The sequence below is a fragment of the Streptomyces sp. NPDC045968 genome, assembly GCF_056430475.1.
In genome coordinates this window covers 200,439-215,360 of record NZ_JBWKLF010000010.1, presented here as the reverse complement: position 1 = coordinate 215,360, position 14,922 = coordinate 200,439, and the positions used below count along the sequence as shown (strand labels likewise).

Annotated in this window: 15 protein-coding genes and 3 pseudogenes; 10 read left to right on the top strand and 8 right to left on the bottom strand. The window is 68.0% G+C overall.

What is annotated here, in order from left to right; all coding sequences use genetic code 11:
• Positions 1 to 17 precede the first annotated feature (17 nt).
• Positions 18 to 260 carry a DUF6411 family protein gene (locus tag AC07FA_RS27670; protein ID WP_479079031.1) on the top strand — a complete coding sequence of 81 codons (243 nt, stop codon included), beginning with the start codon at positions 18 to 20 and terminating at the stop codon, positions 258 to 260.
• Positions 261 to 414: 154 nt separating this feature from the next.
• On the opposite strand, the gene AC07FA_RS27665 is transcribed toward AC07FA_RS27670, so the two are convergent.
• The 3 genes and pseudogenes from AC07FA_RS27665 to AC07FA_RS27655 form a co-directional block, all read right to left on the bottom strand.
• Positions 415 to 810, bottom strand: a complete 396-nt coding sequence (locus AC07FA_RS27665) for a hypothetical protein (RefSeq protein WP_479079145.1) — start codon at positions 808 to 810, stop codon at positions 415 to 417.
• 296 nt (positions 811 to 1,106) lie between these two features.
• The gene (locus AC07FA_RS27660; RefSeq protein WP_479079155.1) at positions 1,107 to 1,301 is read right to left on the bottom strand and encodes a hypothetical protein; all 195 of its coding nucleotides are present in this window, start codon (positions 1,299 to 1,301) and stop codon (positions 1,107 to 1,109) included.
• A gap of 155 nt (positions 1,302 to 1,456) precedes the next feature.
• Positions 1,457 to 1,807 (bottom strand): annotated as a pseudogene (locus AC07FA_RS27655) (NAD(P)-dependent oxidoreductase); the annotation flags it as partial.
• A gap of 129 nt (positions 1,808 to 1,936) precedes the next feature.
• Between AC07FA_RS27655 and AC07FA_RS27650 the strand changes: the two are divergent.
• On the top strand, positions 1,937 to 2,656 hold the full coding sequence (locus tag AC07FA_RS27650; protein ID WP_479079030.1) for a TetR/AcrR family transcriptional regulator: 720 nt from the start codon (positions 1,937 to 1,939) through the stop codon (positions 2,654 to 2,656).
• A 479-nt stretch (positions 2,657 to 3,135) separates the two neighbouring features.
• On the top strand, positions 3,136 to 4,023 hold the full coding sequence (locus AC07FA_RS27645; protein ID WP_479079029.1) for an NAD-dependent protein deacetylase: 888 nt from the start codon (positions 3,136 to 3,138) through the stop codon (positions 4,021 to 4,023).
• An 83-nt stretch (positions 4,024 to 4,106) separates the two neighbouring features.
• Here the strand turns inward: AC07FA_RS27645 and AC07FA_RS27640 are convergent, their stop codons facing one another.
• Positions 4,107 to 4,496 (bottom strand): hypothetical protein, encoded by a 390-nt coding sequence (locus AC07FA_RS27640; RefSeq protein ID WP_479079028.1) that lies wholly within the window; start codon positions 4,494 to 4,496, stop codon positions 4,107 to 4,109.
• Between the two features lie 72 nt (positions 4,497 to 4,568).
• Here AC07FA_RS27640 and AC07FA_RS27635 point away from each other — a divergent pair.
• Positions 4,569 to 4,915: pseudogene (locus AC07FA_RS27635) on the top strand (IS982 family transposase); the annotation flags it as partial.
• A 280-nt stretch (positions 4,916 to 5,195) separates the two neighbouring features.
• On the opposite strand, the gene AC07FA_RS27630 reads toward AC07FA_RS27635, so the two are convergent.
• Positions 5,196 to 5,882 (bottom strand): hypothetical protein, encoded by a 687-nt coding sequence (locus AC07FA_RS27630; RefSeq protein WP_479079027.1) that lies wholly within the window; start codon positions 5,880 to 5,882, stop codon positions 5,196 to 5,198.
• Positions 5,883 to 6,243: 361 nt separating this feature from the next.
• Between AC07FA_RS27630 and AC07FA_RS27625 the strand changes: the two genes are divergently transcribed.
• Entirely contained in the window at positions 6,244 to 6,654 is a 411-nt protein-coding gene (locus AC07FA_RS27625) for an Imm10 family immunity protein (protein WP_479079026.1), read from the top strand.
• A 39-nt stretch (positions 6,655 to 6,693) separates the two neighbouring features.
• On the opposite strand, the pseudogene AC07FA_RS27620 reads toward AC07FA_RS27625, so the two are convergent.
• Positions 6,694 to 7,288: pseudogene (locus AC07FA_RS27620) on the bottom strand (transposase); the annotation flags it as partial.
• 128 nt (positions 7,289 to 7,416) lie between these two features.
• Here AC07FA_RS27620 and AC07FA_RS27615 point away from each other — a divergent pair.
• Positions 7,417 to 7,734: a hypothetical protein gene (locus AC07FA_RS27615; RefSeq protein ID WP_479079025.1), complete on the top strand. Its 318-nt coding sequence runs from the start codon at positions 7,417 to 7,419 to the stop codon at positions 7,732 to 7,734.
• An 87-nt stretch (positions 7,735 to 7,821) separates the two neighbouring features.
• Here AC07FA_RS27615 and AC07FA_RS27610 read toward each other — a convergent pair whose 3' ends face one another.
• A complete protein-coding gene (locus AC07FA_RS27610) occupies positions 7,822 to 8,871 on the bottom strand; it encodes a hypothetical protein (protein WP_479079024.1) in 1,050 nt (349 codons plus the stop codon).
• A gap of 165 nt (positions 8,872 to 9,036) precedes the next feature.
• On the opposite strand from AC07FA_RS27610, the gene AC07FA_RS27605 reads away from it, so the two are divergent.
• Positions 9,037 to 9,594 (top strand): hypothetical protein, encoded by a 558-nt coding sequence (locus tag AC07FA_RS27605; protein WP_479079023.1) that lies wholly within the window; start codon positions 9,037 to 9,039, stop codon positions 9,592 to 9,594.
• A 155-nt stretch (positions 9,595 to 9,749) separates the two neighbouring features.
• Here AC07FA_RS27605 and AC07FA_RS27600 read toward each other — a convergent pair whose 3' ends face one another.
• On the bottom strand, positions 9,750 to 10,058 hold the full coding sequence (locus tag AC07FA_RS27600) for a hypothetical protein (RefSeq protein WP_479079022.1): 309 nt from the start codon (positions 10,056 to 10,058) through the stop codon (positions 9,750 to 9,752).
• Positions 10,059 to 10,832: 774 nt separating this feature from the next.
• Between AC07FA_RS27600 and AC07FA_RS27595 the strand changes: the two genes are divergently transcribed.
• The 3 genes from AC07FA_RS27595 to AC07FA_RS27585 all read left to right on the top strand — a co-directional run bounded on the left by AC07FA_RS27595 (position 10,833) and on the right by AC07FA_RS27585 (position 14,827).
• Complete coding sequence (locus tag AC07FA_RS27595; protein WP_479079021.1) at positions 10,833 to 12,032, top strand: NAD(P)/FAD-dependent oxidoreductase; 1,200 nt, start codon at positions 10,833 to 10,835, stop codon at positions 12,030 to 12,032.
• 264 nt (positions 12,033 to 12,296) lie between these two features.
• Positions 12,297 to 13,193, top strand: coding sequence for an RNA polymerase sigma-70 factor (locus tag AC07FA_RS27590; RefSeq protein ID WP_479079020.1), 897 nt, complete (start codon positions 12,297 to 12,299; stop codon positions 13,191 to 13,193).
• 410 nt (positions 13,194 to 13,603) lie between these two features.
• A complete protein-coding gene (locus AC07FA_RS27585) occupies positions 13,604 to 14,827 on the top strand; it encodes a PP2C family protein-serine/threonine phosphatase (RefSeq protein ID WP_479079019.1) in 1,224 nt (407 codons plus the stop codon).
• Positions 14,828 to 14,922: the final 95 nt, after the last annotated feature.

Below are 14,922 nucleotides of genomic sequence, written 5' to 3'. Positions count from 1 at the left end.
GACTTGAGGAGCCCTTCATGACGATTGTTGCCATCATCGCTGTCTGTATCGTTCTGGCCGTCCTCGCCTTCCTCGTGCCGCGGTTGTCCCGCCACCCGGAACGCGGCACCCAGCGGACCCTCGGGGCCGGATCACGCGCGGGCAGCAAGGCTCCGGGCGTACTGGGCCGAATCTTCAGCAAGCCGTTCCGCAGCAGCTCCAAGGCTGTGGGCCGTAGCGGCTCCGCCGGCCGACGTATGCGTGGCCGCATGCCGTTCTGACCGGTATCGCCGCGCCAACAACAGAACCGACGGGCGCACATCGCCTCTCGCCCCACCGCACGGACAGACAGCAGGGCGTTCCGCACGGCGCCCGCGTGCAGCAGTCACCCCCGCACGGATGCCGTTGGGCTGATGGATGTCGGCTGTCGTTCTCCTACCGCTCCCGGTGCGTGGTCTCGCGAAGAGTCCCGCCCCGGGGGCGGCGGGATGCCTTCATCTCGGCTTCGTAGAGGTGATGGCGGCCCTGGGCAAGCTCGTGGACCAGGCGCCGCTCGATGTCGGTGAAGGGCTGGTAGTAGGTCTGGTTGTACGCCTCGATGAGTTGGAAGGTCCAGTGGCCGGGGATGACGTCGCGGCCCAGGATCTCCCGCTCGACGAGGTCGGCTGCCTCGTGGTGGCCGGCCTCGCGCAGGAGCCGCACGGCGTCGCCCACGGCGAGGTCGGCGCCACCAGTCAGCTGATGGAACTCGTACAGGGCGCCGCGGGCTCGTTCGGTGGTCTCCAGCGCCTTCGACAGCGCGCCCAGGGCTTCCACGGTCTTGTCGCTCATGCCTTCGGGGCGCCGGTGTGCGGCGTCCGGGGTGCTGGTCTGTTCATCGCTCACGCAGACACCCTTGCCCCGGAAGTCCGCGTTCCTATCGGCAGGTCACTCTTGGCCGAGTTGGAGACGGCCTCGTTCCGCTGGAGCGATGTTCCCTGCTGGTCATGAATCCTCGCGGGAACCAGGGACACCTCACGAGCATGTCCGCGACGAGCCGGAGCCCTTAACTCCAGGCCGCCGGCCAAGGCGAGTGGCCTCCCGACTACCCAGGTGACGCTGCCCGGGCCGACAGCCGCGGCAACGGTTCAGTAGCCGATCGTGAAGCGGCGCTGGACGAAGCGGGGCAGTTCCGCCTCGTCCACGAGAGCAACGGCCGCGTCCTCCATGGAGATCCGGCTGCGCCCGTCCGCGTCAAGGACCGGCTGATCGCCGCCGATCCGGAACCGGCCCGTACGCTCGCCGGGCGCGATGTCCTCCGCAGGGCTGAAGTAGGTCCACAACCGGTTCGAGGTGCGCAGACGTCCAGGGCGTCCCGGTGGCCGCGCACCGCGGCGGCGTACTGCCTCGGTAGGCCGATCCCGTCGAGGGTCTCGTGCAACAGCTCGTCGGAGTCGGCCCGTACGAGTCCGGGCTCGATCTCCAGACTGCCGGCGCCGCCGATGACTATCAGCCGGGTCCGGGGATGGCTCTCCAGCGCCTTCAGGAGTGCTCGTGCGGCGGTGGCGTACACCGTGGGATCCGCGATCGAGCGGGCCACGGTGTCGGCGATGTCCTTGGCGGCATTTCCGGGCTGGAATCCGCTGATCAGGACGTCGAGTCCCGGTATGACAGCGGCGATGGCGTCGGCGTCCTGGACGTCGACGCTCTGCCACACGACGTTCTGCCGGTCCTCGGTGATCCGCGTGGCGTCGCGGCTGAAGGCCGTGATGTGGTGCCCCCGGCCGAGCGCTTCGGTGACGACGCGGCTGCCGATGCCGCCCGTGGCCCCGATGACTCCAATGTGCATGGCTCTCCCCTGGTGATCGCTCGTGCGGCAGTCGTCCATGCCGACGGTTTTCTTCACGGCATGCAATAACTATACGGCGTGAAGTGACGATACGGCACTCAGTATGTTGACTGTGTAGAGTGAGTGCCCGTGGGAAGCGTGGGAAACATCAAGGGGCGCCGCGAGCGGTTGCGGGCCGAGACGACTGCCGAGATCAAGAAGGTCGCTCTGGAGTTGATGGCCGCGGGAGGACCCGGCGCGATCACGCTGCGGGCCATCGCTCGCGAGATGGGCATGACGGCCAACGCCATCTACGGCTACTTCGCCACCCGTGACGACCTGGTCACCACGCTGATCAACAACGTCTACACCTCGCTGGCCGACACGGTGGAAGCCGCATGGGAAGCCGCCCCTGCCCAGGACCCGGCCGCCCGGATCCAGGCATGGGTCTGTGCCTTCAGGAACTGGGCGCTGGCCAATCCCGAAGGCTTCCGTCTCATCTACGGCGACCCCGTGCCCGGCTACCGGGCACCCGAGGGCGGCGCCGCCCCGGACGCCGCCCACCGCGTCTGCACCGGCATCACCGCGCTGGCGGCCGCCGCCTGGCCGCACGCCGAACACCGCTACGCGGACAGCGGCTTCGAGTGGTCCGACTTCGACCCAGGTCTCCTCGACAAGGTCCGCCCGGCCTTTCCCGACCTGCCCCCGGCCGCCGTGGCCCTCGCCCTGCGCATCTGGAGCCACCTGCACGGCCTGGTGTCACTCGAGGTCTACGGCCACCTGCAGACCCAGGCCCTCAGCCCGGAAAAGCTTTTCCGTGAAGAACTGGCCCAGCTCATTCGGTCCTTGAGCCTCACCCCTGAGGGGTAGGGGCCCCTGCTCAAGAGGCGTAAGGGCGTATCTGCGGGCCGTGTCGGCTGTGTCGCCGCCGCCGCGTCCCCCACACGGCCCAGGGGTGACAGGCCAGCCGGTCCCTCAACCGGGCCGCGAGCCACCCGATGACAACGGTTCCGAGGAGCGCTCACCGCCGGTGTGCGGCTGCTTGCGCTTGCCAGACTCGGGCCCTTGGCCGAGCCGGCGCCTTCCGTGTCTTGGGGGACTTGATCGGGGACACCGCGCGCGACCCCGGCCGGGGCGAGGCCCTGGCCGTCTGTCGAACAGCGCGGTCATCGACGCCGCGTCGGCTCCCTGCTCGTGGACCGGGGCCAGCGACGGTTCCGGAGGCGGCACCGGCCCCGCCAAGAGCACTGCTGGAGACCCCTCACTCCGTGACCTCGCTGCTACTCCGTGGCCTGGCTGCGCTCAGCGACTTTCGCGCCCTCAGCCGAGCTGTTCCGTACCCTGGGGGAATGCGCATGCGCCCCACTCTGAGCTGGGCCCCTACCGAAGACCTGCCGCCGGGTACTACGGACCTGGAGCCGGTCGCCGATGCGCTGAGCACCGGCCGTGTGCTGGTACTCAGCGGGGCGGGCATATCCACGGAGTCGGGCATCCCCGACTACCGGGGCGAGGGCGGGAGCCTGAGTCGGCACACCCCGATGACGTACCAGGACTTCACCGGCAGCGCCCAGGCCCGGCGGCGGTACTGGGCGCGCAGCCACCTCGGCTGGCGCACCTTCGGGCGCGCCCGCCCGAACGCCGGGCACCGGGCCGTGGCCGCGTTCGGGCGGCACGGCCTGCTCTCGGGTGTGATCACCCAGAACGTCGACGGCCTGCACCAGGCCGCCGGCAGCGAGGACGTCGTGGAACTCCACGGAAGCCTGGACCGGGCCGTCTGCCTCTCCTGCGGCGCCTTCACCCTGCGCCGCGAACTCGCCCGGCAGCTGGAGGAGGCCAATCCCGGCTTCGGGCCGGTGGCCGCCGCGATCAACCCGGACGGTGACGCGGACCTCACCGACGAGCAGGTTGGGGACTTCCGCGTGGTGTCCTGCGCGGTCTGCGGCGGCATCCTCAAACCAGACGTGGTGTTCTTCGGCGAAGCCGTGCCCCCGCGGCGGGTCGAGTACTGCCGCGCACTGGTCAGCGAGGCCGCCTCGCTGCTGGTCCTGGGCTCCTCGCTGACGGTGATGTCCGGGCTCCGGTTCGTCCGGCAGGCGGCCCAGGCCGGAAAACCGGTGCTGATCGTCAACCGGGACCCGACCCGGGGCGACCGGCACTCCGTCACTCGCGTCGCGCTCCCGCTGGGAACGGCCCTCACCACCGTGGCCGGCCAACTGGGCGTCCCCGTCGACGACTAGATGATCAACTCCAAGAGATGCCAGCGGAGGGTGTGGGGTGGGCGGCGGGCGGTGGCCCTGGTTGTCGAGGTGGCAGCGGGCGGTCAGGCGTCAGGGTCGACTTCGGGGTGCGTGAACCGCACGGGCTTGCCCAGCGACCGGGCGTAGGCAATTTCGGCTCGGGTGCTGTCTCCGATGTAGTCGCCGACTACGAGCACCTCATCGGCGAGGCGGATCTTCGCCCGGTGCAGATCGTCGAGTCGAACCTTCAGCGCCTCGGCCTCGCCAGGATCGGACCAGAGTTCGTGCGGCGACTTCATGTCACAGCCCGGTTTGACGACAATCTTTCCGGCTTCGGTCTCCCGCAGATCGGCCTCGTTCATCTCGGTCATGAAGCGGGTGGAGCCGCAGATCACGACGATACGCGGGAGGCTCAACAGCTTCTTCGCGTCGGCGAGCTTCTCCTCGGGGGTGAGCAGTTGCGGGTGTGACACGGGGTTTCCTCCTGGCGGTGTGGTCCAAGGGGGGCCTGCGGAGACGAGAGCGAGGATGTCCAAGATCGTTTTTTGACGAACGATGTGGACACCCTCGCGGCAGCACTCTATGCGCGACCGACGACATGCTGAAGGAGCATCCCGACCTGGCGCCGTGGCGCCCGCCGGTCGGCATTACGCCCTGCCTGAGCGATGCCGAACTGGGCACCCTCGCCACGATGCAGGCCATACTCGGCTACACCTCTGAGGCCAAAGGGCTCCGCCATGCACGTGCCCACCTGCGCCACCTCTTCCCCTGCCTGCCCCCGCAGCCCGGCTACAACAAACGGCTGCGCAAGGCCGCCGGCCTGATGCGAAGCGTCAACCGAATCCTGGCCACCGTCACCTCGGTGTGGAGCGACGACGTATGGGGCGTTGAGCGTGCATCAACCGTCTGAAGCAGTGGCGCGGCATCGCCACCCGCTACGAGAAGACCGCCACCATCTACATGGCCAGACTCCACGTTGCGGACATCTTTCTCTGGTCCGCCCGGTGATCCAAACGAGGCCGCCTTGACGTCGTTTCCAATGGTGGGTGCCCTGCGTGGCTATGTAGAAGACTCTCGAGAACGTATGTCGCCCAGCGGGGAGAACACCCGGTTCCACGGGAAAGTCTTGTCGCCGAGTTCTGGAAACACCTGAGCGATTCCGCACGTGACGGTCACTCGGTGGCGGCCATGATCGCCACGAAGATGAGGCCCGCCGTCACGGCCCACAGCACCAGCGCTCCGAGCGTGGCCAGCACGCGCACGTAGACGGGGTAGACACCGACGCTCTCCGCGGGGTCGTCCGGGTGATAGCAGGTCTCGATCTCGCTCGCGTACGCGTCCCGGTAGTAGCTGTGGGTCTTGCCGCTCGGGTCCGTGTACTCGTAGATCCCCCTCTTTCCGTACGGACTGGTGCGCACGGCCATCACCGTGATGCCGTGCCACGGGAGGAGCCACATCTTCGTGGCCCGCTCTGCCGTGACGCCGCTCGTGACGCTGAAGAGCACCGTCACGATTCCCATCGGCACCGCAAGCAGGAGCATGCCCGGCTCCCCGTGCATGACGAACAGCACGCTCGTCCCGATAAGCGTCGCGAGACCGGGTACGAGGGCGACCAGGAGCCACACCCCGGCTCGTGCCTGCGCGCCTGCGCTGACGGGCGTACGTGGCGTGGGCGGAGTCCGCAGAGAGCGGGTCGTCGTCACCCGCGCGGCGCCGTCGAAGGACGGGTCCGACTGCGGCAGCCCGGCCAGAGCCGTGCCCACTGCCGTCGCGAACAGGCTGACCGCGGCCGCGTTGCTGCCCTCGACCCGGTGGACGACGGGCGTGGCCCCGGCCGGGACCCGCAGCTTCACAGTCACGGCCCGGCCGTCCGGTACGACGTCCCGAACGGCCCGCAGGGGTATGCGCGTCTATTCGTCCCCGCGGCGCAGCGTCAGTGAGCCATCCTCATAACGGAGAACGGCCCCGCCGCTGCCGCGCAGGACAGGGGCAGATGGTGTGGCTGTTCTGGACGTGATCACAAGGGGCGCGCCCCAAAGCGATCCTCACCACAGGGCGTTGCCCCTCCTCGGCAGGCGTCACTGTTCCTGCTTCTCGCCACCATTCGAGGCGCTGCCGAGACATCATCGTTCCTGGAACACAACAACAGCTGTTCCTGGTTCTCGCCTAGGTAGCCACCCTGCGTGACAGACCGCTTCGCCGGCCTGCGAAAACCCTGTCATGGCATACAGATTCGCCGCACGAGTGGTTACGGCAGAGATCGATCCCGACAGCGACCTGGTGCAGGTTGGTGTCTCCGAGGACGATGACGGCGATGGCTTCCTCCTGTTGTTCATGAGCCGCATCGGCGATCCGTCCCGCCAGGACGTGTCCCTCGGGTTCGACGCTCATTGCCTGGTTACACAGGACCAGGGCACTGCCTATGGGTGCGTCCGTGAGGTCGCTCTGTCGGGTGGGCTGCTCACGGTGTTGTTGCACGTCGATTCACTGGACGAACTGGGGCTGGATGAAGCTGAGATCGAGGCGGAGCTCAGCGTGCCGGACGAAGACATCGACCGCATGCGGGAAGTGCGCACCCGTGTGCTGGCCTATGGAAGGGAAGAAGCTAGGCCCCAACGCGTCGATCTGTAGGTGCACAACTGCGTCATAGCCGCGGTGGCAGATAAGGACTGCGGCTATGCCGACGAAGGCGAGGAAGTGTTCCGGCTTCCGTTCATGCGTTCCGTTCATGCGTCGGTGCAGACGTCGGCAGCCCGCCAGCCAAGACACGGTCCGTTCGACGACCCATCGGTGGTGGCCCAGCCGCTGCGAGGACTCGATACCAGGGTGTGCGATGCGGTGGCGAATGCCGCGCTCACTGAGCCATCGGCGCAGGTGGTCGTAGTCGTCGGATTCGGTCCGGTCTAGGGCCCCCTTTTCGCCGCGCGCACACTGACCGAATCGATCGCGCACCGCGACCAGGCCAGCTCGCCACGAACACCGAGTTCGTCGAGTACGACACGGTGGAGCCGGGCCCAGACGCGAGCTCTGCTCCACTGGGCGAAGCGTCGGTAGACGGTGTGCAAGCACGGACCGAAGACAGGCGGCAGCTGCCGCCATGTGCATCCAGAAGTAGCCACGAAGATGATCGCTGCCAAAAATGCCTCACGATCACCCGCACGGCGTCGGCCTCCGCCCTGTGGACGCTTCAGCTCTGTCGGTGCACCACACGCCGAAACAGCGCCCACAACTCGTCCGGCACCAGCCGTTCGACCAGATCCGTCATGCACGATTCACGGAGAGAGCAAGCCATAAGAAACGGCGTCCTAGACGTCATCTCAATTGGTGCGCGAAGTTAGGGCTCAGGCCTGCTGCGTTACGCATCTGACCTGCAGGTTGCGCGATACTCCACGAATGACTACACCGATAGGCCCCGTGGTCCTCTTCGATGACGACTACTACATGTACGTCCTCCAGGACCAAGCGTTCGCCGAGGCATGGTGGGAGATGCCCGACGAGTACGCCTGTGGGTTCGACGCGCTTGCCAGACCGTTGCGCATGAGGGGTGAGCCGCACCAGGTCACCCTTGAGCTCCGCGGTGATGAACCGGCCGAGGCGGAGCTGCGTCGTCTCGTCGCCGACCACTACCAGCGGTTCCTGCAAGGGCAGACGCCACCCCGAGCATCCGATCTTTCAGAGTTCATTGCAGGGCTGCCTATCGAGGGCTCGTAACGCGAATCTGTTCGTCCTCGTCTGCGTCACCTCCGCTCGGCGCCTCTCCTCTGCGGCGTCGTCAACCGTGCGTCTCGGCAGCGGGCCCTATCCCCCAGACGGATCAGCGGTCCCCTGTTCCGAGGCGTTGGTAGCGGTTGGCGAGCGCATAGAAGGCATGCTTCGGTTCCCAGGGCATGTCGGGATAGGCGCGTGAGGACGAGGGGAGGCCGTGGTCCTGCTCGAGGAGCTTGACGATGCCATAGGAGGCCATGTCCAGATAGGGGCACCGTCCGTGCGGTGCGGGGCGCGGCAGTCGATGCAACTGAACCAGAAGACGGCGTCGACGCCCTCCTCGTCGAAAATGGGCATGAGGTCGTCGATGTACCGGACCTGCTCGCTCTCGTCGCGCACCAGGTCGGACTTGAGCGTGACGCCGTCTGCTTCCATCGCCACGTACCAGCCCGCGCCACCGTAATCGCCGGCTCCCTGGAAGGTGCAGCAGCCCACTTCCAGGATGGCCACCGGCTTGCCGTGGGTGAATTCCTTGCGCAGGTCGTCGCGGTAGGTGGCGGCGTTGCGCAGGCCACGGAAGGCATCAAGACCGATGATGTCGAACGGCTCCCAGTCCACTCCGTCCAAAGGGTTGGAGGCATATGTGACTGGGCCGCCGAAGACGGGCCGTACGGCGGCGACGACCTCCCTGAGGAAGGTGTTGCCCCGGTCAGGGATGCCTTGGAGGGCGGTTTCGCGGTCGGGGCCGGCGAGCACCGGGACGCGATCCGCGAAGGTATCGCCGGGAAGGTATCCCTGGGCGAACAGGCTCAGCTCGCAGCCGGTGACGAGAACGACGTCCGTGCCGTCACGGCGCAGCCGTTCAGCCCGCTCCGCGCAGTCGACAAGGAGCGACAGCATCTGATCGTTCGTCATGTCGCAGGGGAAGGGCGAGTACCAGACCTGTAGTCCCGCCGCCGCTGCGCACCGCGCCGCTACGTCGATCCGGTCGGGATCGTCACCGATGACGCGGATGGCGTTGCAGTGAAGATCATCAGCGATGATCCGTATCTCTCTCTCGACGACACTGGGGTTGAAGGTCGGCCGGGAGTGTTTGCCGAGGACATACATGCCGGTGTCGTAGTGGATGCCCCTGCCGCGCATACCGACGCCTCCAATAAGACTCGCTGTCCGCGATGAACGCCCGGCTGCCGCAACCAGAACACTCGCGTTCCGCCCCGGAATCGTTGACCAGCACGAAGAGCACCCGAGTTTTGGCAGCGCTTGACGTGTCGTGGACGCCGCGAGCGCTGTTTAGAGTGTCGGGGCATGGGATTGATCGAGATAGAGATCGCTGGGCAGGACTGGAAGGGAATGCTGTGCGGGTGCGGCGGCTCTGCAGAGCATGTCGCGCTGGACCTGCTGGGGCTTGCGGGTCGCGGATCCCCGCAGGAACCGGGCTACGTCAGCCTTGAGGAGCATGTCTGGTCTCCAGTGGTCCTGTGGGAGCCAGCTCCTGCGGTGACGTCCGTTGCTCTGGCGGTGCTCGCCGAAGAGGTCGCGCCAATGGTTCGCGACTGGTTCCTCGATCTCCTCCAGCGCATGGTGGCGGGCGAGGGCACGGATGGGGAGTCCGCTCGCAGGGGACTCGATCTTCCCGAACTGTGCCAGAACCTTGCCGCGCAAGGTCTCTGGCTGCTTTATGAGGAGGTGATGTCGAATCGGTCCCGCGGGGCTGCCGGCACCGCCTTCGAAATCCTCACGGTGGTGGAGCCCGACCGAGCCCGCCTGCAACGTGTGCGGGAGGTCGCGGCCGACTGGTTGCCCGTGTGTTGTCGGACGGGACTGTGCGACGACGACCTCCGTGGCCGTGTCCTCGACCTCTGACTTCGTTTGCGCCGGTCATGACTGATAGGCGTCGCTAACCGCTCGCGAGAGCAGCCAGCCGCCCCCTGGGATGTGCGGGTTTCAGCCGACCGGCAGGCATGTCGGCTCGGGCTCGGGTGCAGGCGAGGCGGTAGACACCTCACGTGTCTAACGCGTCAAGTCGTCGGGCTGGGCTCTTCGAACACGGCGCGGTCGTAGAGCCGGTGGTGCCACTCGTTGCCGTCCGGGGCCGGCTTGGTCTTGAGGACCGGGTTGGGGCCGGTCTCGATGAGGTGGAGGAGTGTCCAGGCGACCCCGTAGCAGTCGTCGGGGCCGAAGCAGGTGACGAGGGCAGCCGCTTCCTGTCCTGTCACCGGCTTGGTGATCGCTTCGAGCTGGGTGACGCGCCGGTCGATCTCTTCCTCCTCGGCGTCCCAGTCGGGCAGCGGGCCGTCGGCGACGAAGGTCTGCACTTCAGGTCTCATGCCCGAATCATCGACGCTCCCTCGTGGCCGGGACAAGTCTTTCCAGCAGGTCAGGCTGCGTTCTCGGCGAGTACCAGCCTGGTGGGGAAAGCCTCTCGCTCGTCGAACAGCTTGTGGTGCTGGAGGCAGTGGTAGAGCTGGCCGACCATGCGGTTGAAGAGGTTACGCAGGGCGGGGGAACGCCAGTCTGCGTGGCCGTCGCGGCGACGCCTGCGGTAGTTCGCTTTGGCGCCGGGCGAGGAGATCAGGGCGGCGAACGCCCGGAGGTATCCAGCGTGGCTGAGGCGGTCGTTCTTGACCCCTCGCCGGGTGATGGCGGACTTCTTCCCTCCTCTACCGCCTGGGCGAGGTTGTCGGCGGCAGCGCAGGCGGCTTCCAACTGGAGGAGCAGGGCAAGCATCTGTTTGGTGAGGGCGTCCTCAACCAGTGGCGGCTGGTGCACCCAGTCGCGCCGAGGCGACAACAATCCATGGCAGTTCAGTCCCCGGGTGCTCCGGGTCGAGCGGTTCCCCGACGCCCGACCACCGTGGGCACCGCCTTCCGCGTCACCGCCCTCAAAGCCGCAAAGTCCTCTAAAGGTCCGGTGGGCCGAGGCGATGGCCAGGTGGCTCTGGACAGCTCGGTGCGCATTCCCGGAGCATCACCTCCGCCCCCGCAGGAGCTACGTGTGCCGAGCCACGAGCCACACCCATGGAGTGACCTGCCTCACACGCTGTCACAAGGAGGGACTACGCGGTGTCTTGAGGTCGAGCCCCTGGAACCGAAGGAGAAATCATGACTGAGAACACCGACGTGGTCGTGATCGGCGGCGGATACGCCGGCGTCATGGCGGCCAATCGCCTGACGCAGCGCGACGATGTGACAGTGACCCTGATCAACCCGCGCGCGACCTTCGTCGAGCGCATCCGCCTGCACCAGCTGGTGGGCGGGTCCCACGACTCGGTCATCGATTACCGGAAGGTCCTGGCCGAGCGCGTCCGGCTGGTGGTCGACAGCGTGACACGGATCGACGCGGCCGCGCGCAGCGTGACGTCGGCGGGCGGTGACACGGTCGGTTACGACTACCTGATCTACGCGGTGGGCAGTGGCAGCGCCGACCCGAGCGTGCCGGGAGCGGCCGAGTTCGCCTACCCGATCGCGAGCCTGGAGGAGGCGCAGCGGCTGCGGCCGGCCCTCGACGCCGCACCTGCCGCAGCCGCGGTGACGGTGGTCGGAGCCGGCCCGACGGGCATCGAGACCGCCGCCGAGCTGGCGGAGGCGGGCCGTGCCGTGACCCTGGTCTGCGGAGGGGTACTCGGTCCGTACCTGCATCCTCGGGGCCGACGCTCGGTCGCCAAGCAGTTGGCCAAGCTCGGGGTGACCGTGGTCGACGGGCCCGGTACGAGGGTGACGGCCGTGACCCGCGATGCCGTGCAGCTCAGTGGTGGCCGCGAGCTGCCGAGCGAAGTGACCATCTGGACCGCCGGATTCGGCGTGCCGGACCTGGCCGACCGCAGTGGGCTGAGCACCGACGCCTTGGGCCGTCTGCTCACGGACGAGACGTTGACGAGCGTGGACGACCTGCGCATCGTCGCGGCCGGGGATTCGGCGGCACCGTCGGACCTGCCGTTCCGGATGAGCTGCCAGGCCGCGGTACAGCTGGGCCCGCAGGCCGCCGAGACCGTGCTCAGCCGGATCGCCGGTCAGCAACCCGCGCCCGTCGACGTGGGGTTCGTCAGCCAGTGCATCAGCCTGGGGCGTCGCGCCGGCATCTTGCAGCTGGCCCGCAGGAACGACACCGCGGTCAGGTTCTACATCGGCGGCCGCCCGGGCGCGAAGGTCAAGGAGTTCATCTGCAAGGGCATCCCCTGGCAGCTGGCGTATGAGGCACGCAAGCCCGGTGCCCGCACCTGGTGGATGAAGGACTCCAAGCGCCGGCAGCTGCTGCAGGCGAAGCGCGGCGAGGCGCCGGTCTCCGCTGACCGGGCAGCATAGCCAGGCATGCGCAACCGGTCCGTCCGGCCGGCGAACAGACCTGGACTGCACGTCGTGCGGCGACGCCCATGGTGCGGGGCGCCGCTGCACGCGTGATGCATCAGTGGCGTGTCACAGACATGCGTCGGGTGGTGACCCACTCCCGATCGCACCGAGGACGTGGGCCAGAATCGAGCGGCTACCGAGGAAATGGACCGGCCTTGCCTGGCTGCACGCTTGAGGGGCTCTCAGCAGCCGGCAGGCCACGAACGAGGGGCCCAGGATATGAGCGACCACGCCACGGACCCGGCGACCGAGACCTTCGTCGCCCATCGCAACCTGCTGTTCACCGTCGCATACGAGATGCTCGGGTCAGCGGCCGACGCCGAGGACGTCCTCCAGGAATCCTGGCTGCGATGGGTCAAGGTCGACCTGGCCCAGGTGCGCGACCACCGCGCCTACCTGGTCCGGATCACGACCCGGCAGTCACTCAACCGGCTACGCACCATGAAGCGCCGCAAGGAGGCGTACGTCGGCCCCTGGCTGCCCGAGCCGCTGCTCACCGCGCCGGACGTGGCCCAGGACGTCGAGCTCGCCGAGAGTGTGTCGATGGCCCTCATGCTCGTCCTCGAAACGCTGTCGCCGACCGAGCGCGCCGTCTTCGTACTGCGCGAAGCCTTCGACGTCAGCTACGAGGAGATCGCGACCGCCGTCGGCAAGAGCCCCTCGGCCGTCCGTCAGATCGCCCACCGCGCCCGTCGGCACGTCGACGCCCGCCGCCCTCGCCAGGTGGTCTCCCCCAGCGAGACCCGGGCGGCTCTGGAGTCGTTCCAGCGCGTGCTCGAGACCGGGGACCCACAGACCCTCCTGGACGTGCTCGCCCCGGAGGTCGTCCTCATGAGCGACGGCGGCGGTATCAAGCAGGCCGCGCTGCGGCCGATCACCGGTGCCGACAAGGTGGCGCGCTTCATGGTCGGTGGTCTCGGCAAGCACAAACGCCCGATCACCGTTGCTCCCACCGTGGTCAACGGCCATCCGGCACTCCTCGTACACGTGGATGGCGAGATGGACGGCGTCATGGCGATCCGTGTCGAGGACGCCCGCATCACCGGCCTGTACTACGTACGTAACCCCGAGAAGCTGAACCGCGTCGGATCCGAGACCCCGCTCACCCTGCGATGAATAGAGGTGGCGGATCAGCCGGTGGCGAGTCCGAGCCCTCGGCCCCACCCCTGTGGTCCCTGCCGGGCGCCGGTACTTCGGTACTTCGGTACTTCGGTACTTCGGTACTTCGGTACTTCGGTACTGATGAAGGGGGCGAGAGCGCGGGTGAGGTCGTCCAGGGCACGGAGAGAGAGACGACGGAATCTGCGCCCGACAGTTCAAGGCTGCCGTGCTCGGGAGGGAGGCCGAACGCCACCATGGTCATTACGGAGTCGTCCGCCGGGGAGGCCGGGCGGAGTCCTCAGCGCGGGACCGGCCCCGTGAGGGCCGAACGGCCCACGTCCGGCGGTTCGGAGCGGCCCTGTCCCGGCGGCCGTGCATCATGGGAGAACCCATGATCGCAACGACGGCGCCCGGGCAGGTGGATCGTGAACGGACCCGTCATCGACTACCAGGCCGTCTTCCAGTCCCTGCCCGGCGCGGTCGCGCTGCTGACCCCCGACCTCGTGTACGCGGATGCCAACGAGGCGTTCCTGTCGATGGCCGGGCGCACCCGCGACCAGGTCATCGGCCGCTACGTGTTCGACGTCTTCCCCGACAACCCCAACGACCCCGGGGCGACCGGAATGCGCAACCTGTGCGCCTCGCTGCGGCGGGTCGCGACCACCGGGGAGCGCGACAGCATGGCGTTGCAGCGATACGACGTCGAGGACCCCTCCCGGCCCGGGGTGTGGCAGAAACGGTACTGGAGCCCGGTGAACGCCCCCGTCTTCGCTGCGGACGGCACCGTGGCGCTGCTGCTGCACCGGGTCGAGGAGGTCACCGAACTCATCCGCGCCCGCGGCGACAGCGACCGCGCCCAGGTTCTCGAAGCCGAGCTCTACACTCGCGCCCGGGAACTGCAGGAGGTCAACGAACGCCTGCGGCAGGCCCATTCCCGCGAACGCGAGGTGGCCCTCCATCTCCAGCGGGCGATGCTGCCCGAGCCCCGGCTCCTCAGTCATCATCGTGCGGCCGTGCGCTATCAGCCCGCCGTGGGGGCCTTGAACGTGTGCGGTGACTGGTACGACCTCGTCGACCTGCCCGAGACGGGCCGCACCGCCGTCGCGGTGGGAGACGTCGTCGGCCACGGACTGCGCGCGGCGGGCGTCATGGGTCAGCTGCGCAGCGCCTTGTCCGCGGCCTCCCGTGTCGCCGACGGGCCCGCCCAGGCGCTGGAGGTCCTGGGCCTGTACTCACGCTCTGTCGAGGGGGCGGAATCCACGACGGCCGTGTCCGTCTTCATCGAATGGAGCAGCCGCACTCTCACCTACAGCAGCGCCGGCCATCCCCCGCCCGCCCTGCTGGCCCCGGACGGTACCGTCACCTTCCTCGAACAGGCCACAGATCCTCCTCTCGGCGCCCGCCCCGAACACGCCTCGCGTCTCCAGGCGCAGGTCCCGTTCGCCGAGGGTTCCGTCCTCGTCGTCTACACCGACGGGCTCGTCGAGCGCCGCCGCGAAGACATCGACACCGGACTCGGCCGTCTCGCCGACTCACTCGTCCGCCACCGCGCCGCCGCCCCTGACGCTCTCGCCGACGCCCTCCTGGCCGACCTCATCCAGCCCGCGGGGATCACCGACGACACCGCCTTGATCGTCTTGCGCCTGTGACGACCGGAGAAGCGAAGGCCCTTCGCCTCTCACCCTGCCTACCTTGCTGGACCACCCCGCTGGACCACCTGGATCGGCCGCTCGGGGCCCGCGTC